The organism is Gluconacetobacter diazotrophicus PA1 5 (genome assembly GCF_000067045.1).
Taxonomy (GTDB): domain Bacteria; phylum Pseudomonadota; class Alphaproteobacteria; order Acetobacterales; family Acetobacteraceae; genus Gluconacetobacter; species Gluconacetobacter diazotrophicus.
The window spans coordinates 965,001-989,465 of the sequence record NC_010125.1 but is presented as its reverse complement, the minus strand read 5'-3'; the positions used below and the strand labels follow the sequence as shown (position 1 = coordinate 989,465).

17 protein-coding genes, 1 tRNA gene, 2 rRNA genes and 2 pseudogenes (1 of these 22 cut by a window edge) are annotated in these 24,465 nt (G+C 59.8%); 7 read left to right on the top strand and 15 right to left on the bottom strand.

Annotated elements, in window-relative coordinates:
- Positions 1-2: 2 nt before the first annotated feature.
- From GDI_RS18875 to GDI_RS18870, 5 genes are all read right to left on the bottom strand, one after another.
- On the bottom strand, positions 3-707 hold the full coding sequence (locus GDI_RS18875; protein WP_157870991.1) for a DUF4433 domain-containing protein: 705 nt from the start codon (positions 705-707) through the stop codon (positions 3-5).
- Between the two features lie 235 nt (positions 708-942).
- On the bottom strand, positions 943-1,122 hold the full coding sequence (locus GDI_RS04625; protein WP_041249283.1) for an Arm DNA-binding domain-containing protein: 180 nt from the start codon (positions 1,120-1,122) through the stop codon (positions 943-945).
- Between the two features lie 23 nt (positions 1,123-1,145).
- Entirely contained in the window at positions 1,146-1,511 is a 366-nt protein-coding gene (locus GDI_RS04620) for an antitoxin Xre/MbcA/ParS toxin-binding domain-containing protein (RefSeq protein ID WP_041249676.1), read from the bottom strand.
- Positions 1,512-1,620: 109 nt separating this feature from the next.
- Positions 1,621-3,327 (bottom strand): recombinase family protein, encoded by a 1,707-nt coding sequence (locus GDI_RS04615; protein ID WP_012223829.1) that lies wholly within the window; start codon positions 3,325-3,327, stop codon positions 1,621-1,623.
- A gap of 13 nt (positions 3,328-3,340) precedes the next feature.
- Positions 3,341-3,529, bottom strand: a complete 189-nt coding sequence (locus tag GDI_RS18870) for a hypothetical protein (protein ID WP_081482848.1) — start codon at positions 3,527-3,529, stop codon at positions 3,341-3,343.
- A 241-nt stretch (positions 3,530-3,770) separates the two neighbouring features.
- Between GDI_RS18870 and recD2 the strand changes: the two genes are divergently transcribed.
- A complete protein-coding gene (gene recD2 / locus GDI_RS04610) occupies positions 3,771-5,957 on the top strand; it encodes an SF1B family DNA helicase RecD2 (protein WP_012223826.1) in 2,187 nt (728 codons plus the stop codon).
- Between the two features lie 159 nt (positions 5,958-6,116).
- On the opposite strand, the gene GDI_RS04605 is transcribed toward recD2, so the two are convergent.
- The 5 genes from GDI_RS04605 to GDI_RS04580 form a co-directional block, all read right to left on the bottom strand.
- A protein-coding gene (locus GDI_RS04605) for an IS3-like element ISGdi11 family transposase (protein ID WP_157864127.1) occupies positions 6,117-7,234 on the bottom strand; the annotation gives its coding sequence in 2 pieces (ribosomal slippage) (positions 6,117-6,982 and positions 6,982-7,234; 1,119 coding nt in all).
- 80 nt (positions 7,235-7,314) lie between these two features.
- A complete protein-coding gene (locus GDI_RS04595) occupies positions 7,315-8,856 on the bottom strand; it encodes a serine/threonine-protein kinase (protein ID WP_012223825.1) in 1,542 nt (513 codons plus the stop codon).
- Between the two features lie 125 nt (positions 8,857-8,981).
- Positions 8,982-10,808, bottom strand: coding sequence for an ATP-binding protein (locus GDI_RS04590; protein WP_012223823.1), 1,827 nt, complete (start codon positions 10,806-10,808; stop codon positions 8,982-8,984).
- The gene (locus tag GDI_RS04585) at positions 10,805-12,076 is read right to left on the bottom strand and encodes an SIR2 family protein (RefSeq protein ID WP_012223821.1); all 1,272 of its coding nucleotides are present in this window, start codon (positions 12,074-12,076) and stop codon (positions 10,805-10,807) included. Before GDI_RS04585 ends, GDI_RS04590 begins: the two co-directional genes overlap by 4 nt.
- Positions 12,077-12,366: 290 nt before the next feature.
- Positions 12,367-13,224 carry a LysR family transcriptional regulator gene (locus GDI_RS04580; protein ID WP_012223819.1) on the bottom strand — a complete coding sequence of 286 codons (858 nt, stop codon included), beginning with the start codon at positions 13,222-13,224 and terminating at the stop codon, positions 12,367-12,369.
- Between the two features lie 75 nt (positions 13,225-13,299).
- Between GDI_RS04580 and pdxA the strand changes: the two genes are divergently transcribed.
- From pdxA to GDI_RS04565, 3 genes and pseudogenes are all read left to right on the top strand, one after another.
- Positions 13,300-14,304 (top strand): 4-hydroxythreonine-4-phosphate dehydrogenase PdxA, encoded by a 1,005-nt coding sequence (gene pdxA / locus GDI_RS04575; protein WP_041249281.1) that lies wholly within the window; start codon positions 13,300-13,302, stop codon positions 14,302-14,304.
- Positions 14,301-14,981 carry a 4-hydroxythreonine-4-phosphate dehydrogenase gene (locus GDI_RS04570; protein WP_012223817.1) on the top strand — a complete coding sequence of 227 codons (681 nt, stop codon included), beginning with the start codon at positions 14,301-14,303 and terminating at the stop codon, positions 14,979-14,981. The genes pdxA and GDI_RS04570 overlap by 4 nt, the downstream gene beginning before the upstream one ends.
- A 251-nt stretch (positions 14,982-15,232) precedes the next feature.
- Positions 15,233-15,643 (top strand): annotated as a pseudogene (locus tag GDI_RS04565) (DNA methyltransferase); the annotation flags it as partial.
- On the opposite strand, the pseudogene GDI_RS18865 reads toward GDI_RS04565, so the two are convergent.
- Positions 15,644-16,179: pseudogene (locus tag GDI_RS18865) on the bottom strand (integrase core domain-containing protein); the annotation flags it as partial.
- A 162-nt stretch (positions 16,180-16,341) separates the two neighbouring features.
- Here GDI_RS18865 and GDI_RS04560 point away from each other — a divergent pair.
- Entirely contained in the window at positions 16,342-17,064 is a 723-nt protein-coding gene (locus GDI_RS04560) for a hypothetical protein (protein ID WP_012223815.1), read from the top strand.
- Between the two features lie 103 nt (positions 17,065-17,167).
- On the opposite strand, the gene GDI_RS04555 is transcribed toward GDI_RS04560, so the two are convergent.
- Positions 17,168-19,225, bottom strand: coding sequence for a ParB/RepB/Spo0J family partition protein (locus GDI_RS04555; protein ID WP_012223814.1), 2,058 nt, complete (start codon positions 19,223-19,225; stop codon positions 17,168-17,170).
- 392 nt (positions 19,226-19,617) lie between these two features.
- Between GDI_RS04555 and GDI_RS20185 the strand changes: the two genes are divergently transcribed.
- Together GDI_RS20185 and GDI_RS18860 are read left to right on the top strand one after the other, a co-directional pair.
- Positions 19,618-19,812, top strand: coding sequence for a hypothetical protein (locus GDI_RS20185; protein WP_012223813.1), 195 nt, complete (start codon positions 19,618-19,620; stop codon positions 19,810-19,812).
- A 13-nt stretch (positions 19,813-19,825) separates the two neighbouring features.
- Entirely contained in the window at positions 19,826-21,484 is a 1,659-nt protein-coding gene (locus GDI_RS18860; protein ID WP_081482917.1) for a recombinase family protein, read from the top strand.
- Here GDI_RS18860 and GDI_RS04535 read toward each other — a convergent pair.
- From GDI_RS04535 to GDI_RS04525, 3 genes are all read right to left on the bottom strand, one after another.
- Positions 21,441-21,517 (bottom strand) — tRNA-Met (locus GDI_RS04535). The genes GDI_RS18860 and GDI_RS04535 overlap by 44 nt on opposite strands.
- A 38-nt stretch (positions 21,518-21,555) precedes the next feature.
- A 5S ribosomal RNA gene (gene rrf, locus GDI_RS04530) occupies positions 21,556-21,671 on the bottom strand.
- 113 nt (positions 21,672-21,784) lie between these two features.
- Positions 21,785-24,465, bottom strand: a 23S ribosomal RNA gene (locus GDI_RS04525) (it continues 60 nt past the right edge of the window).

Sequence of the window (24,465 nt, the reverse complement as noted above, 5' to 3'; positions counted from 1 at the left end):
GCTTAAAAATAACATCCTGGATTGACGAACACAGGTATGCTGAACCCGGCCCGCCGGATCCACGCCTCAACCTGTGCCCGGTGAACGTCAGTTTTGAGTACGATCGCCGAAAGCTCGTCCATCCTCAAATGGTCTTTCACCAAGAACTCCGCCATGCGCTGTTTGCTTCGCTGCTGGTACCCCAGAGCGTCGCGGTCATGCTGATATTGACATACCCCACCATACCCCAGTTGCGGGATCGTGGCCATCCTGGGGTACTCATCGAAGAGTGGCCAAGCGACGTGCTGTGACAGGTTGCCGGGATCACTCTCATAGGCTGGTGTGATTGCCGAATTGCAAGCTTGGTCCGTAAACCAGCATTCACGCCCTGACCGAAAGAGGACCTCTGGGTCGACAACCATGTAAGCCACATCGTCCATACTCGCAGGCCCCAGATTTTGGTCGTCCGGAGTTCTCAAGGGAACATTTTTCGTGTGAATGGAGTAAGCCATTTTAGTCGAGGGCGAGAAATAGAACGGCACAAATTCGTTAACACTATAACCACTAGGCACCCTAAAAACCGTACCTCGCCGAGCAACGATTTCTTCAAAAGAAATTCTATAGCGTGGCCTTCCATCAGGGCTATCTTTCGCGAACTCCGCGCCATTCGCGAGGAATGCCTTCAGGTTCTTATAATATGTCATGCGAAAGAGATAACGTTTGGGCACGCGCTATTCCATTTGGATAAGTCAGGCCACTCCATATAGGGCGACGAACACTGATATCCAAGCTGTTTCGATCTACCCTGATGGCGTCCTCGGGACGCTCCACAAGCCTTTGGCTTCAGTCAAGCTTGGATAAACATAAATGCCAAATTTTTAATCACCACGCAAATCGCCCAACGAACGGAAGGTAGGGGGTGACACAGCATCCTAATGAAAATTCTGCCCTTTCCCGAGCGCATTAATGTAGCGGATATGGCCCAAAGGTCAGCTTCTGCTTTTTACCCACTGAGGGTCTGTAGGGCATGAACCAGAACTTCTTGCCCATAGGCACATGGATAAACAGCCCCTCGCTATCTGCCAGCCTGAAGGCCTTATCTTGGGCCTCTGCGGTTTTGATCGCTGTATCTGTCAGCATCATATCTGTTACCCGTCCGCTAAACCTCACGCGTAACCGCCGGTTGCAATACGATCCAGGTAACGTCGGACGGCATCGGCGCGTCCTTCCCGGACGAGTGCCTCGGCAGTCTGATCACCGAAGGAGGGCAGGGGCTGCGACCGGTACCATGCGAAAGCCTGTTGGGCTGAGCCCGCCCATGGCCGGACGCGATTGAGGATCTCGACCATGTCGCGCAGCCTCGCCTGGGTGGCGAGACGGCCGAGCCGGGCGCTTTTGGAGACGGCGTCACGTGACAGGCCCAGCGTGGCGGCCAGTTCACCCCTCGTGATGTGCAGCATATTGCTCAGCCGTTCCGCCGCAATCAGCCCTGATGGATCGAAGGCGTCGGCGAGGAATGTGGTCTCAGACATGATGGAATGCCCCATATATTGTCCGTATTGTGGGATCATATATGACGCGGCCTGGCTGTGGCAAAGATTTCGATTGGATGTCTCGATGCACTTTGGCATTGTCACTTCGTCATGCGGCGAGGCGGGGTATCTCGCGGTCCACCAATCGCAAGTATCGTTGGTTGTCTTCCCCCGCAACCATCTGAACTTGCGATGCCAACGCATCACGAACCCCAGTCCGGAAACGGGCTGGGATTTTCGTTTGTCCGCCCGACGCAACCGTCAGAATGCCGGCCAGGTCGCCCCGGACATCGATCTGGAGGCCCTTGTCGGATGGCGTCAGGATGATGGCCTCGATCAGCGAGCGGATCACCTCGGCTGCCTCCTGGCGCTTCTCGTCCAGCTCGGAAAGCAGCATGTCGTGCAGGCGTGCGAGTTGCCGATGATAGAACTCCGCCATCTGCGGATGAAGCAGGGGCGGGGGCGCCTCGGCGGTCGCAAGGAAGTCCTTGAGTTCCGCCTTGCGGGCCTCGAGCTTTGATCCACGCTCCTTGACCGTCTCGATGGAAATGGCTTCCGAGAGGTAGAGATCCATCAGGCGCTGGATGTCGCGTTCCACCCGCTTCAGTTCTGACTCGCTCGCGCCGATGTCGGCCGATGCCTCCATGCGCAGCCGGTTCATCTCGGTGGTGAAGGCCGTGCAGAATTCGGCGAACAGGTCGGGGTTCATGAGATGGTGGCGCAGGGCGTCGAGGACGCGGCGTTCCAGCTCCTCGCGGCGCATATTGGTCCGGTTGTCGCAGGTGCCCTTGTTGCGCGCTGTCGAGCAGCCGAGCAAGGTGCCGGAGATCATCGAATAGCCGCCACCGCAGCAACCACACTTGCTGAGGCCGGAGAACAGATAGCGGGGACGGCGTTTCTCGCGGAAATGATCGGGCGAGGATGTGTCGCGCGTATCCCGGCTGGCGCTAACGCTGGCCTGGCGCGCCTTGACCGCGTCCCACAGTTCCTGGTCGACGATCCGCAGCTCCGGCACCTCCTGGATCACCCATTCGGAGTCCGGATTGGGACGGGCCTGACGCTTGCCGGTATCGGGATCCTTGATGAAACGCTGGCGGTTCCAGACCAGCTTGCCCACGTACATCTCGTTGTTGAGGATACCGGTGCCGCGTAGCCGGTTGCCGTTGATGGTCGAGAAACCCCAGGCACCGCTACCCGGTGCGGAGATGCCTTCGTCATTGAGACGGAAAGCGATGGCGCGCGGTCCCAGCCCGGCGGCGAAGTCGCGGAAGATGCGACGGACAACGTCGGCTTCCGCTGGATTGATGGTGCGGTCGCCCCGGATCGGCTCCCCATTGGAGTCGAGCCTGCGCACCACGTCATAGCCGTAGGCGTTGCCGCCGCCGGACTTGCCCTGCTCCACCCGGCCGCGCAGGCCCCGATGGGTCTTCTCGGCCAGGTCTTTCAGGAAGAGGGCGTTCATTGTGCCCTTGAGGCCGACATGGAGGTGGGAGACCTCGCCCTCGGAGAGGGTGACGATCCGCACGCCGGCATAGTTCATGCGCTTGAAGACGCCAGCGATGTCCTCCTGGTCGCGGGACAGACGGTCCATCGCCTCGGCCAGCACGATCTGGAACCGTCCGCGCTGCGCATCGGCGATCAGCGCCTGGATGCCGGGCCGCATCAGGGACGCGCCCGAAATGGCGTGGTCGGTATACTCCTCGACGATGCTCCAGCCCTGTTTCTCCGCGTGGGTGCGGCAGACCCGAAGCTGGTCGGCGATCGAGGCGTCGCGCTGGTTGTCGGACGAATAGCGGGCGTAGAGCGCGACCTTCATGACGAGGCATCCCTTACGGTCCGGAGCGGCAGCGCTGCTCCTGTTGCTGCGACCGGAACCAGTCCCGTGCCGCGCGGCGTGCCATCAGGCGGACCAGCGCCACAAGACGCGGGTCGGGGGTATTGGGTCGCAGGATGAGCCGTAACTCGGGCTCGGGCGGCCGATACGCCGGGGCAATGGACTGGCTGGGTCTGTCCGTCATCGTCGCTCTCTTCTGCCCGCATGACAAGGAAAACAGACACACGATCCGGACAGATGACTGTTATTTCAATGGAAATGCGCATTGTGGAACGTCGCGCCTGTGCGTGCTCCAGCGTAAGGAATCGTAGTTATGGGTAGTCCCGGATACAGGCGCGTCGTACAAATACTGGCGTACGACGGCGGCACGGGAGGGGAGGGCGAGTCATGAACGATACGGGAACGCGGTTCTTCCGGCAGGCCGGATGAGCGGACGCGCCACCGACTCTTCGCCCACGGAAGTGCTGGCGGGACTGGTCGAGCGGGTGACGTTCCACAACGCCGAGAACGGCTTCTGCGTTCTGCGGGTGAAGGTGCGGGGGCAGCGCGATCTGGTCACTGTTGTCGGCCATGCCGCCATGATTTCGGCGGGCGAGTTCGTGCAGATGTCGGGACGCTGGTTCAACGACCACACCCACGGCCTTCAGTTCAAGGCCGAGTTTCTCAAGGCCAGCCCGCCGACCACGGTCGAGGGCATCGAGCGTTATCTTGGTTCGGGCATGATCCGGGGCATCGGCCCCGTCTATGCCAAAAAGCTGGTGAAAGCGTTCGGCGAGGCGGTTTTCGACCTGATCGAGCAGGAGCCCGGCAGGCTGCGGGAGGTGACGGGCATCGGTCCCAAGCGCGCCGAACGGATCGTCGCTGGCTGGGCGGATCAGAAGGTGATCCGCGAGATCATGCTGTTCCTGCACAGCAACGGCGTCGGCACCTCGCGGGCAGTCCGGATCTTTAAGACCTACGGGCAGGATGCGGTCCGACTGATCAGCGAGAACCCCTACCGGCTTGCGAAGGACATCCGGGGGATCGGATTCAAGACCGCTGACCAGATTGCCCAGAAGATGGGGATCGCGCCCGACGCCATGATCCGGGTGAGGGCAGGGATCTCCTATGCGCTTGGCGAGGCCATGGACGAAGGGCATTGCGGCCTGCCGGTCGGGGAATTGCTGACCAGCACCGCCGAACTGCTGGAGGTAGCCGCCCCTCTGATCGAGACTGCCCTCGCGCTGGAGCTGGAGGCGGGCGACGTTATTGCCGACAGCGTGGGAGAGACGGGCTGTATCTTCCTTGCTGGTCTCTATCGCGCGGAGCAGAGCATCGCCGAGCGGTTGCGCGCCTGCGCCGTCGGTCGTCCGCCCTGGCCGGACATCGACGCTGAAAAGGCCATGGCCTGGGTGGAAGGCAAGACCGGACTGGCTCTGGCGCCTAGCCAGCAGAAGGCGGTGCGTCTGGCTTTGGGTAGCAAGGTGCTGGTGATTACGGGTGGTCCCGGCGTAGGCAAGACCACGCTGGTCAACGCCATTCTCAAGATCGTGACGGCCAAGGGCGCCGACGTGCAGCTTTGTGCGCCGACGGGTCGCGCAGCGAAGCGCCTGTCGGAAAGCACGGGGCTGGAGGGCAAGACTATCCACCGCCTGCTGGAGACGGATCCGGCGACTGGCAGCTTCAAGCGGGACGATACCAACCCGCTGACCTGCGATCTGCTGGTCGTGGACGAAGCCAGCATGGTGGACGTGCTGCTGATGCGCTCCCTGTTGCGCGCCTTGCCCGACAGCGCAGCCTTGTTGATCGTCGGCGATGTGGACCAGTTGCCGTCGGTCGGGCCGGGGCAAGTGCTGGCCGACATCATCAACTCCGATGCCGTACCTGTGGTGCGGCTGACCGAGGTGTTCCGCCAGGCCGCGCAGAGCCGGATCATCACCAACGCGCACCGGATCAATGAGGGCAGGATGCCCGAACTGAGCGCGGAAGAGGGATCGGATTTCTACTTCGTCGAGGCGGCAGAACCGGAGATCGGGCTACGCAAGCTGCTGGCCGTGGTGAAGGACCGCATCCCGGCGCGGTTCGGGCTGGACCCTGTTCGCGACGTGCAGGTGCTCTGCCCGATGAACCGGGGCGGGCTTGGGGCGCGGTCGCTGAATATCGAATTGCAGCAGGCGCTGAACCCGCCAGGCGACGTGAAGGTCGAGCGGTTCGGCTGGACCTATGGTCCGGGTGACAAGGTGATGCAGATCGCCAACGATTATGACCGGGACGTCTTCAACGGAGATCTTGGCGTCATCGACAGGATCGATATTGAAGAAGGCGAACTGACGGTTTCATTCGATGGACGGGAGGTCGTTTACGGCTTCGGCGAGCTGGATGAACTGGTGCTGGCCTACGCGACGACCATTCACAAGAGCCAGGGGTCGGAATACCCGGGGGTGGTGATCCCATTGGTGACGCAGCATTACGCCATGTTGGAGCGGAACCTGCTCTATACCGGCGTGACACGGGGGCGGAAACTCGTTGTCCTGATCGGGCAGAAGAAGGCGCTGGCCATTGCTGTGCGGAATCAGGGCGGGAGACGGCGGTGGTCGAAGCTCAGGGAATGGTTGGCTGGCGGTGCCACATGAGGCTGTATCTCCGTGTAGGTTGCCCGCTCCCACTCTGATCGTCCCATCGGGATTTGCAGATTCTCGAAAGCGGACCGAGTCCACGACAGATATCGCTTCGTAGTTCGGCTACGCTTTCAATTTTTGTGGTATGTAACTGACCCTGCCCCGAACGTGCCCTCAGTTTTGAGTTAGGGTCTGTGTATTGTTGTATGCCTTGGTGGCGTGTTGAGCGAAAGCCTCTGGCGTCATGCCATTGAGGCTGGTGTGAGGCCTGACGGCGTTGTAGTCGGCCCGCCAGTCCTCGATGACCGTCCGAGCGTGGGCGATGTTACGGAACAGATGCTCATTGAGGCATTCGTCGCGGAACCGGCCGTTGAAGCTCTCGACGAACCCGTTCTGCTGCGGCTTGCCCGGTGCGATATAGTGCCACAGCACCGATCGCTTCTGCTGCCAGGCCAGGATCGCGTTCGATGTCATCTCGGTGCCATTGTCGCTAACGATCATCAGCGGCCAGCCGCGATGCTCGCCGATCCGGTCGAGTTCACGACCGAGGCGTTCGCCTGATAACGAGGTGTCCGCCACCAGCGCCAGACATTCGCGCGTGTAGTCGTCGACCACCGTCAGCACCCGGAAGCGCCGTCCGTTGTTCAATGCATCCGAGACGAAATCCAGGCTCCAGCGCTGGTTCGGCCCGTCGGGCAGCATCATCGGCGAGCGCGTGCCCAGCGCCCGTTTCCGGCCGCCACGCTTGCGGACCGACAGCCCCTCTTCGCGATACAGCCGGAACAGCTTCTTGTGGTTCATCGTCATTCCTTCCCGGCCGAGCAGGATATGCAGTCGCCGGTAGCCAAATCGCCGTCGCTCCCCAGCCAGTTCGCGCAGCCGCCCGCGCGCTGCGGCATCATCCGGGCGGCGTGACGCATAGCGCCAGGTCTTCGGGTCCATGCCGATCAGCCGGCAGGCCCGTCGCTGCGAATACTCTTTCTCCCGGATCGCCCAGGTCACGGCTTCCCGCCGCAAACCGGGCGTCACGAGTTTTTTGCCAGTAGTTCCTTCAGCGTCGAGACGTCCATCACGCTCTCCGCCAGAAGCCGCTTCAGCTTCGCGTTCTCTTCTTCAAGAGCCTTGAGGCGCCGCGCTTCCGACACCTCCATCCCGCCGTATTTCGACCGCCAGGTGTAGAAGGTCGCGTCACTGATCCCGTGCTTGCGGCACAGATCCGCAGCCGTAGCGCCCGCCTGATGCTCTTTCAGGACCCCGATAATCTGGTCCTGCGTAAATCGCGCTTTCTTCATCGTCTGTCTCCAGTGGACAGACCTTACTTCAATGCGAGGGCATTTCAGGGGGCAAGGTCATAACGCTTGTGAAAAATGGCTCAGGAAAGAAACGGATTGCTACGGTTGCGCTCTATTACTTGTAGGAAACTATCCAACACAGAGCCGACGAAGCTCTTCAGATGTACTGCAAGTTCTGGCCACTGCGACGAGGCGATTTCTGTTGCAAAGACTTTCGCGGGTGCGGCCTGCGGTTGTACTATCGCCTTGAAAGATTTCTGGCCGGGCTTTGGTGGGGTTGGCACCGCCTGGAGGTGGCCAGACGTACCGATGAAGAAGATTGGCAACTTTCCTGAGAAGGTTCCCTTCCGGTAGCGCTTGAGGACTCGTGGAATGACAATATGGATGACATCCGTCAAACCACCCAGTCTATCTGCCATATTTCCGATGGGCACGGGACCCCCGGTTCCCCCTGATCGGCAGATTAGGAGTTGAAGAACGAGGGCCGTGCCCTCAGTTTGCACGTTTCCGACAGCTAATTCGGTTCCGGCTACCGCGACGAGTTCGTTGAGTTCGACGTGCCCGAGTTCCTCCTGAGCAACGTTCTGCACGCTTGTTGCCAGCACTGCGCCGGTGCCGAGCGCGGCAGCCGCCTTCTCGAGTTCGGCTGACGTGAAGTCGCGTAATTGCACCAGCATGGCAGCAGCGATCGCCTCCCTGTCCTGCCGGGCAGAATCTCTCTCGGCCTTCTCACGCCGCTCGTCCGCTACAGACCGCTGGAGTGCCTCGAGCCTCTTCAGAGCCGCTTCGCTAAATGGAGAAGCTATCGACATCCTGTCCCATGCTGCGATGCGTTTCAACTCATCTTCAACTTGGGCCATTGTCTGAAGTCTACCAGCGGGTTCGCATACCATCCGGCGGAGAAGTAGGTCGAGAAGATGGAAGCGACCGCCCTTCGATAGAACTGCGGCATAGCGTGGATCGTCGAGGCGCTCTCGGGGCAACACCGTTCCGCCACTGACCATGAAATAGAGAAGTTTACCTAGAGAATAAACATCGGCTGCCGCCGTGACGTTGAGCTGGCCCCCATGCTCGACTTCGGGCGCCATGAACGCCCATGGTCCGGCAACCTCATGCGTCGCTGTGGCACGCTCCGTGTTCCGTATGAGGCAGATGCCAAAGTCGGTAAGCCAGGGGTCGTTGCCCTCGTCTGCGAAAATGACGTTTCCCGGCTTGACATCCCGGTGCACGATGCCCTTCGCGTGGGCTGCAGATAAGGCCGAAGCCAACGGGAGGGCAACGGCTACCGCCCCATCGAGTGAGTCCTTATAGACCTTAACCCGTGAGGCTAAGTCACCCCCTCTGGCCAAGGGCATCACCAAGAATTGCTTGGCGTCATCGCAATCCGTTGTGCCAAGCGCGGAATGATCGATTAGACGAATAATGTTCGGGTGATGCAACTGCTCGATGGCCGCAACCTCTGCTTCAAAGCGCTGCCGCCGCTTAGGATTTCTCACGCGTTTCAGCGCGTAGGGTCCAGCCTCAGGGTGCCGAATGTCTATAACCTTGAATACGTCGCCTTGACCGCCCTGTCCCACGGAGCAGACTAATTTCCAACGTTCTCCATATACTTGGGCCACCATTAGTTCCTTACCTGCTTGCAAGATTATATTTCGCGCCAACAACCGCAGCGATGCCGTATTGTCGCTTGCCTCTATCCGGCTGGCTTTCTCAAAATCCTCGACATCTTTCTCAAATTCCGGTTCGATCAGAACGGGATCTCGTCGTCCAGGTCTGCGTTAGAATAGAAATTGACTGCTGAAGCCACTGTATTGATGTGAGCTTCGGCCGGCTTAGCCGGCGGGACTGCTGCGAGTGGCGCATCAGCGTCAGCCGCCCGGATGCGCCGCGCTTTCCAGAAACTCTGGAACTCGGGCCCCTTAGAATCCGGTGGATACTCGGGCTTATGGATGAATAATGGCACCGGTGCGGGAATGTCAGGACCAATCACAACTGCCTCGCCGGGTGCCAGCATTGGAACGAACTGCGCGGCTCCGCGATCGAGGTCGCCACAGGCGCGCTCTACAGTTTCCCGATCTTGGTCATTAGTCAGGCGGTGAACGAAGAGCGTGCCGAGTTGGCTCATCACATCTTGAGGGATATCGCGCGGCCGCTGTGTAGCAAGAACACAGGTCAGGCCATATTTTCGGCCCTCTTTGGCAATCAGGCCGAATGAATCAAGCTTTACGGAGCCATAGTCGTCGCCGACCGAACGACCAAGAAATTGGTGCGCTTCATCAAGGAAGACGACCAGAGGGGATGTCCGGAAGGCACCACTACGCGCTTCCGCCAAGAGGAACCGACCAATTACATTAAGGAGGATTTCACGCGTATTGTGCTCGAAGCGAACATCCTTGAACGAAATGACAGCAATGTCACGTCGATCGTCGGCGAGGAAAGTGCGAAGCTCGTCAACGAGTGAGGTTCCGCGAGTGCGGAAGATGCACTCCAACTCGCGCGATCCGAGCAACGTGTTGATGCGGGCAATCAGAGACTCGCAATAGCCCAGCGAATTCTGGTCGGTGTTGCCGAAGGCATCAGCATTATTACCCTGCCCACTTCCCCAAACGCATTCATTCTTTACCTGTTCGGCGAGGTTCGCAATATCGAAGTCGCAGGCCGGCGCATGCAGCACTGCAGCATGCGTACGGAGCGCGCTGAAATAGGGCACGCGCTTGCGTCCGGCCTTCTCGATTAGGCCATTATTGACGTAGAGTCCTGTCGGCACGGCACCTGCGACCGCCGCCACAAGCTTCAGGCTCTTGATCGCCTCACGCAGGCGCGGACCTTGGCTTTGACCCGACGGTCGGAACAACGTGAACAGGTCGTCCTCGGTCATTTGGCGATAGGGAAAGTGGACTAACTTGGAGTTCTCGACTGGCGCGTCGAATACGAAGACATCATCAATATTGCCCATATCGGCGAATTCGCCAGTGGGATCGAGCACGATCGCGCGACCTCCGGCTTTTTTGAGCTGTTGGACCAATGTGGCCACCGTCCAGCTCTTGCCGCCACCGGTCGCACCGAACACGCCGCAATGGCGGCCAAAAATCTTCTCGGGCGGCAAGCAGACATCGACGCCATCGGCGGTATTAATCCGTCCGACGCTCAGGGTTAGTTCATCTTGGCCTGCAACCGCGTTGCGGATGAGCGTTGCCAGTTGGTTCGGTTCGGCCAAGTAGACTGCATCGCCAATACGAGGAAAAACGGGAAGTCCGCGCCGCAGTTTATTGGAGCGTTGCTCGACAGCGGCAAGTAACTGAACCCGCCCGATCGGGTTGGTGAGGCCCGTCTTTCCTAGCGACGGTTCCACGGTGAGCCGCTCCGCATCGGGAATCCTCGTTTCGACGATTCGACCGAGGATATTGAACTGCTCGCAATCGATGAAGACGAAATCACCTACTGCCCCGAGTGCTAACCCTCGCTGCTCAGGGACAACTGCGGCATTGGGCAGGTTGACGTGGACATAGGAGGCCGTCGATTGGGTGATCGTGCCAATATAACGATCGGGATTGATCGGGTTGATGCGGGTCACGCCGTGATGTCCATGCTGTCTCTGAGCATGCGGACACGCTGCATGTGACGTTCGCGATCTGTCTCGCCGATAAGATCAGGTAAAGCCGAGACCAAATCCTGGAACCGGCCGTTGATCAGATGAATCCGTGCGTCACCGACCTCGGCCATGCGCTTGAAGGCCGCAAGAAATCTGTTCTGCGGCTCTACGACCGTAGTCATACTTTGGTCGGTAGCGTTTAAGGCTGCTGCTGGAATGAAGGCTGGATCGCAGATAACCAGTCGTAGCGACATGTTCGCCTCGACGGCTGACAGTATAGGTCGACTGATATGGTCGTCGTTGAAGCCAAAGCCCGAGATCAGAACGGCCGTATCAGGTTCGCGTAGTGCCGCCTGGAGTGCGCTGATCATGTCCAGATAGGGAGCATCGAAGCTTTCCTGGTATTTGCTCGAACGCGGATAGATGAGGACCGGGTCACCTTCTGGGCCGCGTGAGCGGTAAATCTCCGCTCCTTTCCGTCGCCAGTCGAGGGAGCCATGCAGTTTATAGAGGTGGAAGACGTTCTCAATATAATCGGGCGCATCGCGCAGGCCGGAGCGACGAACGATGTCAAACTCGAACTGACTGCGATCGTAAATCTGGTCGAGCCCATGCGAGAAGCCGTCGATGATCGTGAAGCGGTGACGCCGTGCTGCCTCCTCAAAGCAGAGATCATAGTTGGTAGTGAATAGCTTGGAACGGGCCTTGCGCACACTACGGCGGCCAATCTTTTGGATCAATCCGGCATGAGCATCGAGATTGGTCGTCCAGTCGACGAAGTCGACACGGGCAAGGATCGCTTTCTCGGCGGTTGCTACAAAATCGCGGATTCTGAGGAAGGTGGCATCCTCGACCGCTGTCTCGTGAAGTTCGAGGTAGAGTTTGCACAGCGTCAGAAGCCGCTCAATATTATCTTCGATCCGCGCGCTCGCAAAACTGTCGCAAACCTCCTTGAAAGTGGCGGGTCCAACTTCGGCCTCAACTGCCTGCCACACGTCCCACATGCCGGCGGGTGTGGGTTTACCCACATCATTGCGTGCGGCAAAGGATGAACCGGTGCCGGTCAGCACAACGACGTTTGTCGCGTTCAGCACATTTAGGAGGCTGCTCTCAATTGTTCTCTGCGTGCCGGGCTCTTCGACCCGATCACCCTCGTCATTCATCTTATCCTTGAAGGCACGCCAGCCGTCCCCAGGCACGAAAAGACGCAAATGGGCAGCGTCCGCCTGCTTGTCGTTCCAAAATGTCATCCGCCCCAAGCCATCCCCGTGATCTCGTTGGAAAAGGATTAGCAGCTTTTTATTGCGACGGCAGCCAGAGAGACGCAGAAGTGCAACAGGGGCATGCGAGTATTAAGCAGAAACGACGGTTAGAGCAGTTGCGTCGCGGGGAACTGCCTGACAGGAAGACTCCCAAGCTCGACTGGGCAAAGTGCTCCGCAAATAAGTAATAGAAATAGATTTGAATTTTTATCGGTTTGTTTTTCAAAATTATATATTATGGATATGTTTCCATAAACTATATATACTATTTATTAATTCTACTGTTTCTTGATCCATTTTTCTAGGGCCTCGACGTGGTCCGTCACCTCCATTCTGCTGGGTCTGATCAATCCGTAACCCGTTCCGTCCGCCTGGAAGCCCACCGGGGCCATCAGCCGTCCGTTCGCGACATCGTCCGCCGCGATGATCCGGGGCGAGAGGGCGACACCCAAGCCGCTGGCGGCAGCCTCTAGCATCAGGAAATGATGGTCGTAGAGACGGATGTCGCGTGGCGCTTGGACGTCGGGCCGTGTGGCCAGCCATTCCGGCCATGCCTCGGGGCGGGTCCGCGAGCCGAGCGCCAGGTAATCTCCGTCCTCGAATCGCCCCGCCATATCAGGTCGCATGACCGGACCGACCGCCTCTGCTGTGAGCGTCGTTATGGTCCAGTCCGGATCCAGCGGGAAGTCGAGCCGTCGGATTGCTAGGGTGATGCGTTCCCGCTCGAAATCCAGCGGACCGCCGCCGGTCGAGAGATGCACGTCGATGGCGGGGTGACGATCCTGAAAATCCGACAGGCGCGGGATCAGCCAGCGCATCGCCAGCGATCGTTCGCAGGACAGCACGATCGGCGGGGAGGTCAGAGGCGACCTGATCTCGGCGAGCGCTGTCGATATTCCCTTCAGTGCATCGCTCGTGGCCAGCGCCAGGCGTTCACCATCCGGGGTCGGCCGTACGCCACGACCGTCGGGTTCCAATAGTTGCAGTTTGAGGTCAGCAGCCAGCTTGGACACCCGGCGGCTGATCGCTCCATGCGTCAGAGCCAGTTCGATGGCAGCCGCTCGCACGGAACCGAGGCGCGTTACCGCTTCGAACGCACGCAGATCGTCCAGAGACGGGATGTCTGATCGCTTCATTGGTCAGTTTTTATCACCAGAAGAGGTCAGTTTATATCGATTTTCTGTGGACCCTGTTCCGTTATTGTCACCATCATGAGCGAAACACCTTCCTTCAGTCTCCAGCCGTTGGCGGTCACGATGGGCGATCCCGCCGGGATCGGACCGGAAATCGTGGCCCGGATGTTTCTACGGCGACCGGCGCAACGGCGCTGGATCGTCGTCGGCGATCCTCTGGTGATGCGTCATGCGCTGGCCGGGCTCGATCCAGCGGCGCACGTGCGCCGGATCACAACATTGGCCGAAGCCCGCTTCGACGACGACGTGCTGCACGTCCTGGCGTCGTCGGAGTGTGCGTCCCTGCCGCCCGTGGGTCAGATCACCGTCGAAAGTGGCCGCGCCGCCTATGCGGCGATCCTTTTCGCGGTCCAATTGGCGAAGAACGGGACAGTAGGCGGCATCGTCACCGCACCGATCCACAAGGAAGCGCTCGCTGCCGCCGGGCTGCACTACCCCGGCCATACGGAAATTCTCGCCGAACAGGCCGACGGTGCGACTGTCGCCATGATGCTGGCGAACGAGGATATCCGCGTCGTGCTGGTGACCATCCATTGTTCGCTGCAAGACGCAATCCAGCGTGCCGATTTTCCCGCGCAGATGGCGGCGATCCGTCTGGCCCACGCTGGCGCGCGGGCTCAGGGCATCGAACAGCCGCGTGTCGCAGTTGCCGGTCTCAATCCCCATGCCGGAGAAGGTGGCCTGTTCGGTCATGAGGAAGCCCGCATCATCGCGCCCGCCATTGCACAAGCTCGGAGCGAGGGCATCGATGCGTCCGGTCCGTGGCCGGGCGACACCGTGTTCATGCAGGCACGCGAAAGTCGCTTCGATGTCGTGGTCGCGCAATATCATGACCAGGGGCTGATCCCGGTGAAATATATGGGTCTGGCACAAGGGGTGAACATCACGCTCGGCCTGCCGTTTGTGCGCACGAGCCCCGACCACGGCACTGCTTTTGACATCGCGGGGCGCGGTATCGCCGATCCCTCCAGTCTGGAGACCGCGTTTGATTACGCTCTTCGCCTTACCGGAGTCACAGTATGACCCGCCCCGATTTCATCTTCATGCTGACTCGTCACGACCGGACGGTGGAGAATGCGGTCGATCTGGTTGAAATCGTCCGTGCTGCCGGTGTCCGTCATATTGGGTTCAAGGATATCGGCCTACCGTTTGCGTCTCTTCAGACCCTGACCCATAAAATCAGGCAGTCGGGAGCAACGACCTATCTGGAAGTCGTCTCCCTCGATCGCGAAAGCGAGCTTCGCTCGGTGCAGGCCGGTATCGCTCTGGGTGTCGATTATCTGCTCGGTGGCACTCATGTCGATGACGCGCTACGACTGCTGAAAGGCACGAAGATCCGCTATTACCCCTTCCCCGGCAGGATCAGCGGGCATCCTAGTCGTCTCGAAGGGACCGAGGGCGAAATCGTACGCAGTGCGGTCGATCTTGCCTCCCGGCCCGGCGTGCATGGACTGGATCTGCTGGCCTATCGGTTCGCGGGAGATGTACCCAGCCTGATGCGGAAGGTCCGCGCCGCAGTGACGGGCAAGCGGGTCATCGTCGCAGGTTCAATCGATCGGCAGGAACGGATCCAGGCTGTGGTGTCGGCGGGCGCCGACGGTTTTACGGTCGGCACGGCGGCATTCGACGGCGTGTTCTCGACATCCGGTGATCTGACGGGGCAGATCGATTACGTCCGGATGATGCTGTCTCGACCCTGACGCAGAGTCGGGTGGGCAGAATGACAGCCTTAAAAGAGAAAAAGCTAATGGCTCCGCCCTCGCGCCGGCAAGGGTTCGCGTCAGCGCGCTGACGCCGCCCGATGGGGTGTCCCCGATCTTCCTGCGCTACGCTCCGTGCAGATCTGGCGATACCCCTCCCCATCGGTCGCCCTTGTCGTTGCTACCCCGCTGCTCGCCGCGAGGCAGAGGAACAGCGGGGGCTGTTCCTCGCGGAACAAAGGGCAGAGACAATGACCGACACCACCACGGTAACCGATTTCCGCAACACCATCCTTAATGGTGACAGCGTGCAGCTTATGCGCGCACTACCCCGCAATGCGGTGGATTTCATCCTGACCGACCCGCCTTACCTGGTGAACTATCAGGGCAGGGACGGGCGGAAGGTCCGCAACGACGACAATGCGCGCTGGCTCCAGCCGGCCTTCAACCAGATGCATCGTGTCTTGAAATGGGGTGGGTTCGCGGTTTCGTTCTATGGATGGAACCGCATTGACCTCTTCGCGGATGCCTGGAAGGCGGCCGGGTTCCGCATGGTCGGGCATATCGTCTTTCGCAAGTCCTATTCATCCTCTTCCCGGTTTCTCCGGTATGAACACGAGAGCGCGTATCTGCTGGCCAAAGGCAACGTGACGCCGCCCGCAAATGTTTGGTCCCGGGATTTGGTGGTGCGGATTATGTATGAACCGTGATGGTTCTTTTTCCCACTGCTGACAAATGAATTCATATGGAGTGAGGCCGCGCAGGGTCTTGAGCCTGCGGGCGAAATTGTAGGCGGTAACGAAGTCGGCGAGGTGTTGACGCAACTGGTCATGTGTTTCGTAGTAGAAGCGCTTGACGGTGGCGTCCTTGATCGTGCGGTTCATCCTCTCGACCTGGCCATTCGTCCAGGGATGTCGCGGCTTTGTCAGTCGATGCTCGATATCGAGATCAGCACAGGCCAGTTCAAAAGAGTGGCACCGGAACAGGACACCATCCGCCCGCATGGCCTTGATGTCTTCGGGTGTCCATCCATTGCCGGCCGGATCGGTAAAATGCGTGCCGTTATCGGTCAGCATGGTATGGATGCGGTTGGGAGCCGTAGGGAAGCCGCAGCGGCCAGAGCACAAAGGAAGTCACCGGCAACGCGACGTGTCGCTTTCTAACGCAATTGGACAAAAGCGAATATCGAGGTCCGGTCGCCCGGGCCCCTCCGCCCCCGCCGCAGCCCTGGTTGAGCTTCAGCAGACACCATCCGTCAGATTTAGTCGAGACTTCTACATGATAGACGCGGGACGGAGATCGTCCCTGCGTCGCAAAGCCAGACTGGCAACTCGCACCGACCTGGTTCATTATTTATACGATGAATCCGTTTCGTTTGCCCGACAACGACCTCCCCCTGTCGCATGCCCTCATCCTGAAGGCCGCGCTGCTGACGATCGGCTATATTGAGGAGAACGCCCCGATCGGCCTTACGCCCAACAAGGCGCTCAAGCGCTATTTTGTCGCGTGGGCCGCCGAGGCATTTGACTGGCCAGCCTATACGGTCGAAGACCTCTACGCCGTCAACAAAGTCCTCAATGAACCCGATTTCCCGCCGCTAGTGATCCTGCATGAGGTTCTGCTCAGCGCGAAGCTCGCACGGCATTTCAAGGGCACCCTGCGGCTGACCGACCTGGCGAGACAACTCAAATCAGAGCCTGCCCGGCTCTGGATGCTGTTGACGACCCACCTCCTCTTTGTCGTTGACCACAGCCCTTACACCCGAAGCGATGAGCCACTGTTCGGCAACTGGGATATTTTTCTTAACGTCATCAATATCGAGGCCCAGGTTGCCGTCACCGAAGAGCGGCTATGTTCGGTTCTCTACGGAGGTGAGGAAGAGGATATCCGTCGCCGGGATTTCAAGCTGACCGCCAGTCTTTACGTCCACGTCCTGCGTCCGCTGTGCTGGGCGGGACTGCTCAACGAGCACCGAACAGGCACCGGCTTCAGCAGACGGGATTTCTATACCAAAACACCCTTATGGCCAGCAGCCCTCAAACTCGAGACGGATCGCCACCTGCTCCCGGTGACCCGTCACTGACTCCAACCGTCCGCTAGCGCGGGTGCGTCCGGAGACAGTCTCGTCCAATACAAAAGGCGGCTCCCGAAGACCGGAAGCCGCCCATGATACTCAACAATAGATCTCACTCGGCGGCGACCGCATCAGGACTGTCGGTCATGCGCGCCGCCCCTTCTTCCCTTTCAGTTCGCTCCGGCGCATGCGCCGTCCGCAGAGCCTCGGGCAGCCAACCGCTGCCCTCAAGCAGCCTTTCGGCCGCCTGTGCCATGTCGGCCTTTTTCAGATGGGCGATGCGGTCGGCGGCCTCGTCGCCCCGCGCCTCACGCACGGCTTCGAGGATACGCGCCTTGGTGACGCGGCCAAGATAGTTCTCCACTGTCGCCTGCCAGCCCGCTTCGGCCAGGTCGAGCGTGAGCGCAGTGGCGAGACGGTCGGCGCGAGCCAGCCGCTCCCTGACGCTGCGTGCCAGAGACGGACCATGGGACGATTCATGCAGCGCGTTGATCCCGAAGGACAGGCAATGCGCCAGCAGAGCCAGGCGACTGGTGTCGTCCATCCGGTCGAGCCACTGCCAGAGTGCATCCTCGTCCTCCGGCAGATCGTGCTTCCAGCCCTCGTTGCGCTGGCGCAGCGCGTGGGCTGGAAGGCTGCCGGGCATGTCGGGGGAATGGACCCGCAGCGGGATTTCCCGGACATAGGCTTCCAGGCAGTCCACGCTCGACACCTGCCAGTACAGGTCGCGCACCAGCGTGTGCAGCAGTTCGGTCAGCGCGATATGCGGATTGGCGGCGAACGCATCCCGCAACGCCAGCGTGCGCCAGGCCGTCAGTTCCGTCAGCAGGCGATCGGACAGCGGCTTCAGTCCGTCTTCCTCCTCGGGCTCGGCGTCCGGACCACTTTCCCGTAGGCCCCCTTCGCCGTCGTCACCCGCGCTGTGACAGACGACCGCGTCGTCATCACCTTCGGATGCATCGTGGCCGTCCTCGGGCTCCGCCGGCACATCTTCCGGCCGGACGAAGCCCCGCTCGACCAGCAACGTGCCGTCGGTATCCAGGCTGACAAAGGCGCCTGCTCGCTCCATGTCTACCGGATCGAAGGATACCGGGCGTTCCTCCAGCGCCTCGATGGCCTGCTCGATTTCACCGAGGCGCGCGTCGATTTCCTCCGGGAACTCATCGGCCTGCGCGTATTCCGCCTCGATGGCCTCCTGCTCGCTATGCAGCGCGATTAGACGGCCGGCTTCTTCCTCCGAAAGCGCAACAGGCGTGCCCTCGATCTCCACGAAGTCCCGCGTGTGCCCCCAGGGGAAAGACAGGGCCGTCTCGACCCATTTCCAGCCTTCGGCACGGATGTCTTCCGCTGCCCCGGTCAGTTTTTCCATCACCAGCCGGTCGAGCAGCGCCGGATCCTGCAGCCAGCCGCCATCGTCAGCCTCGAACAGGTCACGCATGACGTGGCCGCCTGCCGCCAGATAAGCCTCCAGCCCAACGAAACGCACGCGGCGATCCGATGCCCGCACGGTCTTCTCCGTCAGCATGCGGCGGATCAGATAGGGCTCGCGGTTATGGCTCTGGGCAATAATCTCCCAGACCTGTTCCTGACGGGTGTGGTCATCGCTGATCGAAAAGGCCATGAGCTGGTCGAGCTTCATGCCATCCTGCTCATAGATCTCAAGCAGCTTGTCCGAAACGGTCATCAGGCGCAGGCGCTGCTTCACCACGGCCGGCACGACGAAGAACGCGGCAGCGATTTCTTCCTCGGACATGCCCTTCTCCAGCATGTCGCGAAAGGCGCGGAACTGATCCAGCGGATGCAGGGCCACGCGTTGGACGTTCTCGGCCAGGGAATCATCCTCGGCGAGAATGGTCGAGCCGGCCTCGCGCACGACACAGGGCACTGGGGCCGTCTTCACCAATTTCTTCTGCTTCACCAGAAGTTCGAGAGCGCGGAACCGGCGGCCGCCGGCCGGCACTTCATAGGCGCCGGTTTCTGCCCCCTCCCCGTTCAGGACGGGGCGGACGTTGAGGCTCTGGAGCAACCCGCGACGTTCGATGTCCCGGGCCAGTTCCTCGATCGACAGGCCGGCCTTCACACGCCGCACGTTGGACTGCGACAGCACCAGCCTGTTGAAAGGAATATCACGGGACGCATTAAGGGCGATTTTCTGGATGGCGCTCGCCATGGCGGAACACTCCGTGACGGACGGGCGGAAGCCTCTCTCCCACCCCTGAATCCGTCACGAAAACCCCACGTCCCTCTTCCTCTCTTCCGGCCCCACCAGACGCCGGATCGCATCCACGGAACCGCGTAGATGCGGCTTCACGGAATGCAGTTCCGTGCCAACCAACCTGCGAGTCGATGCACACCGCGATACATTGCGACTATTATAGTCGCTTCATCACCAATTTGTGATAGTGCCGACCACGATAGCCGCGCGTATTCGCGACTATCCCGAAGCCCTCTTCCTGCGCTCCATCCCATTGTTTCCGTGTATTTTTCTGTTCGCGCCTATCCCGTCCGACATCCACAGTGCTTTCAGAGCTAACCGATGGTCCATGCAGAAAGGACGGGAAGATGGCACGCCAACGCGATACGATAGCTGGCAAGCTGCGGCTCGTTCTCGACGCCCCGGACGCCTACGTGACCCCATTGCGCAGTGGAGCCGATCCGCGGCTGGTCAGTCTGGTCCGGCTTCTGGCCCGTCAGGCCGCACGGGATTTCGTCAACGCTGAAGTGGAGGCCGCGAAGCGACGCGATCTCCAGGAGTAGGGAGATGGGGATTGTGAAAGTCGCGCTCTACGCCCGCTATTCGTCCGAAAACCAGCGTGACGCCTCGATCGAGGATCAGTTGCGCCTCTGCCGGCTTCACGCGAAAAAGCAGGGCTGGACGATCGTCGACAGCTACACGGACCGGGCGATCTCGGGTGCCTCCCTGCTTCGCCCCGGCATACAGGAACTGATCCAGGACGCCACACGCGGCCGCTTCACGATCGTGCTGGCCGAAGCCATGGACCGGTTGTCGCGCGACCAGGAAGATATCGCCGGCCTGTTCAAGCGGATGACCTTCTCCGGCGTGCGGATCATCACCCTTTCCGAGGGCGATGTCACACACCTGCATATCGGCCTCAAGGGTACGATGAACGCCCTGTTCCTTAAGGATCTCGCCGAGAAGGTGCGCCGTGGTCTGCGCGGACGCGTCGAGGACGGCAAGTCCGGCGGTGGCAATTCCTATGGCTATGACGTTGTGCGCCAGTTTGACGCGAAGGGTGAGCGCATTCGCGGCGACCGGACCATCAACGAGGAAGAAGCCCGCACGATCAGACGGATCTTCACCGATTACACGCGCGGCAAGTCCTCACGCACGATCGCGATGGAACTGAACCGGGACGGCGTTCCGGGTCCGCAGGGACGTGAATGGGGACCATCCACCATTCACGGCAATCGGGAACGCGGCACCGGCGTCCTCAACAACGAGATGTATGTGGGCAAGCTGGTGTGGAACCGGCTGCGCTATCTGAAAGACCCCGATACCGGCAAGCGCGTCTCACGCCTCAATCCTGAATCCGAATGGGTGATCCAGGAGGTGCCCGAGTTGCGGATCGTCGAGCAGGATCTGTGGGATGCCGTGAAGGCGCGCCAAGCTGAGACAACCTTCAGCCAGCCGGAACGGGGAAATGAGGCCCTCAGTGAGCGGCGGCGTCCCCGCCACCTCTTTGCCGGGCTCATCCGCTGCGGCTGCTGTGGCGGTGGCTACAGCATGATCTCGAAAGATCTTCTCGGCTGCTCGACAGCACGCAACAAGGGCACATGCGATAACCGGCTCAACATCCGTCGCGACGCGCTGGAAGCATCAGTCCTGAGCGGATTACGCACGCACCTGATGGAACCTGATCTGTTCAAGGAATTCTGCAACGAGTTCACCCGCGAGGTGAACAGGCTTCGGATGGAACACGGTGCCGATCTTGTCGCCATGCGGGCAGAACTGCCCCGCATCGATCGGGAGCTGGCAAAACTTCTAACCGCGCTCAAGGCTGGTGGACCAATCCAGGCAATCGTCGACGACATGAAGCGGTTGGAAGCACGCAAGGCCGAAGTGACAGAGCGTCTTGCTAATACTGAGGAGCCGCCTCCCCTTCTCCATCCGAACATGGCGGAGATCTACCAGCAGCGGATCGCGTCTCTCTATGAGAGTCTTCAGGCCGAAGACACGAAGACCGAGGCGGCCGAGCGCCTGCGCACGCTCGTCTCGCAGATCACGCTCCAACCGGCCGACGGCGAACTGGCGATCGTCCTGCGCGGCGACCTGGCTGCGATCCTGCAGTTCGCGGCGCACAAGAAAAACGCCACGGCCCATCCGGACAGTGGCGTTCTCGATGCGTTCGTATCGCAAGTATCGTTGGTTGCGGGGACAGGATTTGAACCTGTGACCTTCAGGTTATGAGCCTGACGAGCTACCGGGCTGCTCCACCCCGCGCTGGTGTGGTGTGTGTGTTGTGAGGGGTGGACTGGAAGACCTGGCGGCGACCGACTTTCCCGCGTCTTGAGACGCAGTATCATAGGCGCTGGGGCATTTCACGGCCGAGTTCGGGATGGGATCGGGTGGGTCTATCCCCGCCATGGCCACCAGGTCGTCCAGTCCACCCTGTGGGGTGTTATTGGGCGTGTGAGGTTGGTGCGGTGAGAGGTGAGTGTGTTGTGTGGATGATTGCTGTGCATGTGTGTTGCCTGCTGGGCAGGCGGTGTGAGTGAGCCTGTTGGGCGATTAGGACCAGTTAGCTGCACGCATTGCTGCGCTTTCACATCTGGCCTATCGACGTGATGGTCTATCACGGCCCTCGGGGAGACCTGGTTTTGAGGTGGGTTTCTCGCTTAGATGCTTTCAGCGATTATCCCGTCCAGACTTAGCTACCCGGCTGTGCCGCTGGCGCGACAACCGGTGCACCAGAGGTCTGTTCATCCCGGTCCTCTCGTACTAGGGACAAATCCTCTCAAGTCTCCAACACCCACGGCAGATAGGGACCGAACTGTCTCACGACGTTCTAAACCCAGCTCACGTACCACTTTAATCGGCGAACAGCCGAACCCTTGGGACCTGCTCCAGCCCCAGGATGTGATGAGCCGACATCGAGGTGCCAAACCTCCCCGTCGATGTGGACTCTTGGGGGAGATCAGCCTGTTATCCCTAGAGTACCTTTTATCCGTTGAGCGATGGCCCTTCCACGCGGGACCACCGGATCACTATGGCCGACTTTCGTCTCTGATCGAGCTGTCACTCTCACAGTCAGGCGGGCTTATGCCATTGCACTCAACAGTCGATGTCCGACCGACCTGAGCCCACCATCGCGCGCCTCCGTTACACTTTGGGAGGCGACCGCCCCAGTCAAACTGCCCACCATGCAGGGTCCCGGACCAGGCTTACTGGTCTCGGTTAGACATCAGAAACAGTCAGGGTGGTATTTCAAGGATGGCTCCACCGGAACTGGCGCCCCGGGTTCAAAGCCTCCCACCTATCCTACACAGAATGTCTCTGATGCCACTGCAAAGCTGCAGTAAAGGTTCATAGGGTCTTTCCGTCTGACCGCGGGTACCCCGCATCTTCACGGGGAATTCAATTTCGCTGAGCCGATGCTGGAGACAGCGGGGAAGTCGTTACGCCATTCGTGCAGGTCGGAACTTACCCGACAAGGAATTTCGCTACCTTAGGACCGTTATAGTTACGGCCGCCGTTTACCGGGGCTTCAATTCAGTGCTTGCACACCTCCTCTTAACCTTCCGGCACCGGGCAGGCGTCAGGCCGTATACGTCGTCTCTCGACTTCGCACAGCCCTGTGTTTTTACTAAACAGTCGCTACCCCCTGGTCTGTGCCACCCACCGATGGTTGCCCAACGATGGGTCTCGCTTATCCCGAAGTTACGCGAGTAATTTGCCTAGTTCCTTCAGCATCGTTCTCTCAAGCGCCTTGGTATGCTCTACCAGTCCACCTGTGTCGGTTTCGGGTACGGTCTATATGCCAGAGCTATTTCCTGGAATGCGCCAAAAGCCGGATCAATCCGTTAAGACCCGACAACATATTGCATTCGTCACTTCTGGCAGGCCCGGGAATATTCACCCGGTTTCCATCGACTACGGCTTTCGCCCTCGCCTTAGGGGCCGGCTCACCCTGCGCGGATTAACCTTGCGCAGGAACCCTTGGACTTTCGGCGACAGTGTTTCTCGCACTGTTTGTCGCTACTCATGTCAGCATTCGCACTTCCGATATCTCCAGAGAGGGTCACCCCGTCTCCTTCACAGACCTACGGAACGCTCCGCTACCGCGCATACAAAGTATGCACCCACAGCTTCGGCACGTGGCTTGAGCCCCGTTACATTTTCGGCGCAGGGTTTCTATTAGACCAGTGAGCTATTACGCTTTCTTTAAAGGATGGCTGCTTCTAAGCCAACCTCCTGGTTGTTTTGGAATCCCCACATCCTTTCCCACTTAGCCACGATTTAGGGGCCTTAGCTGGTGGTCTGGGCTGTTTCCCTCTCGACGATGGACCTTAGCACCCACCGTCTGTCTGCCAAGCTAAACTTCCGGGTATTCGGAGTTTGGTTAGGTTTGGTAAGGCTTTGGGCCCCCCTAGCCCATCCAGTGCTCTACCCCCCGGGGTCAACACCTGACGATCTACCTCAATAGATTTCGCGGAGAACCAGCTATCTCCGAGTTTGATTGGCCTTTCACCCCTAGCCACAGCTCATCCCCGACTTTTTCAACAGGCGTGGGTTCGGCCCTCCAGTGCGTGTTACCGCACCTTCAGCCTGGCCATGGCTAGATCACTCGGTTTCGGGTCTTCTGCCAGCAACTCGTCGCCCTATTCAGACTCGCTTTCGCTGCGCCTACACCTACCGGCTTAAGCTCGCTGCAAACAGAAACTCGCTGACCCATTATACAAAAGGTACGCCGTCACCCCATAAGAGGCTCCGACTGCTTGTAGGCATCCGGTTTCAGGTCTCTTTCACTCCCCTCGTCGGGGTGCTTTTCACCTTTCCCTCACGGTACTTGTTCACTATCGGTCACCAGGGAGTATTTAGGCTTGGAGGGTGGTCCCCCCATGTTCAGACAGGATTTCACGTGTCCCGCCCTACTCAAGGATCATTCTCGACATTACGCATACGGGGCTATCACCCACTATGGCCGGACTTTCCATTCCGCTCTGCTTGTCCGAAAATAACCACTGGCCTGTTCCGCGTTCGCTCGCCACTACTAGCAGAATCTCAATTGATGTCTTTTCCTCCAGGTACTGAGATGTTTCAGTTCCCCGGGTTCGCCTCGTGACCCTATGTATTCAGATCACGATACCCATCGCTGGGTGGGTTGCCCCATTCAGATATCCACGGATCAAAGCCTGCTCGCGGCTCCCCATGGCTTTTCGCAGCGTGCC

What these genes read in the sequence shown, in the direction of transcription:
- GDI_RS04625 (WP_041249283.1), bottom strand. Translation starts at nt 1,122, where the DNA reads ATGATGCTGACAGATACAGCGATCAAAACCGCAGAGGCCCAAGATAAG.
- GDI_RS04620 (WP_041249676.1), bottom strand. Translation starts at nt 1,511, where the DNA reads ATGTCTGAGACCACATTCCTCGCCGACGCCTTCGATCCATCAGGGCTG.
- GDI_RS04615 (WP_012223829.1), bottom strand. Translation starts at nt 3,327, where the DNA reads ATGAAGGTCGCGCTCTACGCCCGCTATTCGTCCGACAACCAGCGCGAC.
- GDI_RS18870 (WP_081482848.1), bottom strand. Translation starts at nt 3,529, where the DNA reads ATGACGGACAGACCCAGCCAGTCCATTGCCCCGGCGTATCGGCCGCCC.
- recD2 (WP_012223826.1), top strand. Translation starts at nt 3,771, where the DNA reads ATGAGCGGACGCGCCACCGACTCTTCGCCCACGGAAGTGCTGGCGGGA.
- GDI_RS04595 (WP_012223825.1), bottom strand. Translation starts at nt 8,856, where the DNA reads ATGGTGGCCCAAGTATATGGAGAACGTTGGAAATTAGTCTGCTCCGTG.
- GDI_RS04585 (WP_012223821.1), bottom strand. Translation starts at nt 12,076, where the DNA reads ATGACATTTTGGAACGACAAGCAGGCGGACGCTGCCCATTTGCGTCTT.
- GDI_RS04580 (WP_012223819.1), bottom strand. Translation starts at nt 13,224, where the DNA reads ATGAAGCGATCAGACATCCCGTCTCTGGACGATCTGCGTGCGTTCGAA.
- pdxA (WP_041249281.1), top strand. Translation starts at nt 13,300, where the DNA reads ATGAGCGAAACACCTTCCTTCAGTCTCCAGCCGTTGGCGGTCACGATG.
- GDI_RS04570 (WP_012223817.1), top strand. Translation starts at nt 14,301, where the DNA reads ATGACCCGCCCCGATTTCATCTTCATGCTGACTCGTCACGACCGGACG.
- GDI_RS04560 (WP_012223815.1), top strand. Translation starts at nt 16,342, where the DNA reads ATGAATCCGTTTCGTTTGCCCGACAACGACCTCCCCCTGTCGCATGCC.
- GDI_RS04555 (WP_012223814.1), bottom strand. Translation starts at nt 19,225, where the DNA reads ATGGCGAGCGCCATCCAGAAAATCGCCCTTAATGCGTCCCGTGATATT.
- GDI_RS20185 (WP_012223813.1), top strand. Translation starts at nt 19,618, where the DNA reads ATGGCACGCCAACGCGATACGATAGCTGGCAAGCTGCGGCTCGTTCTC.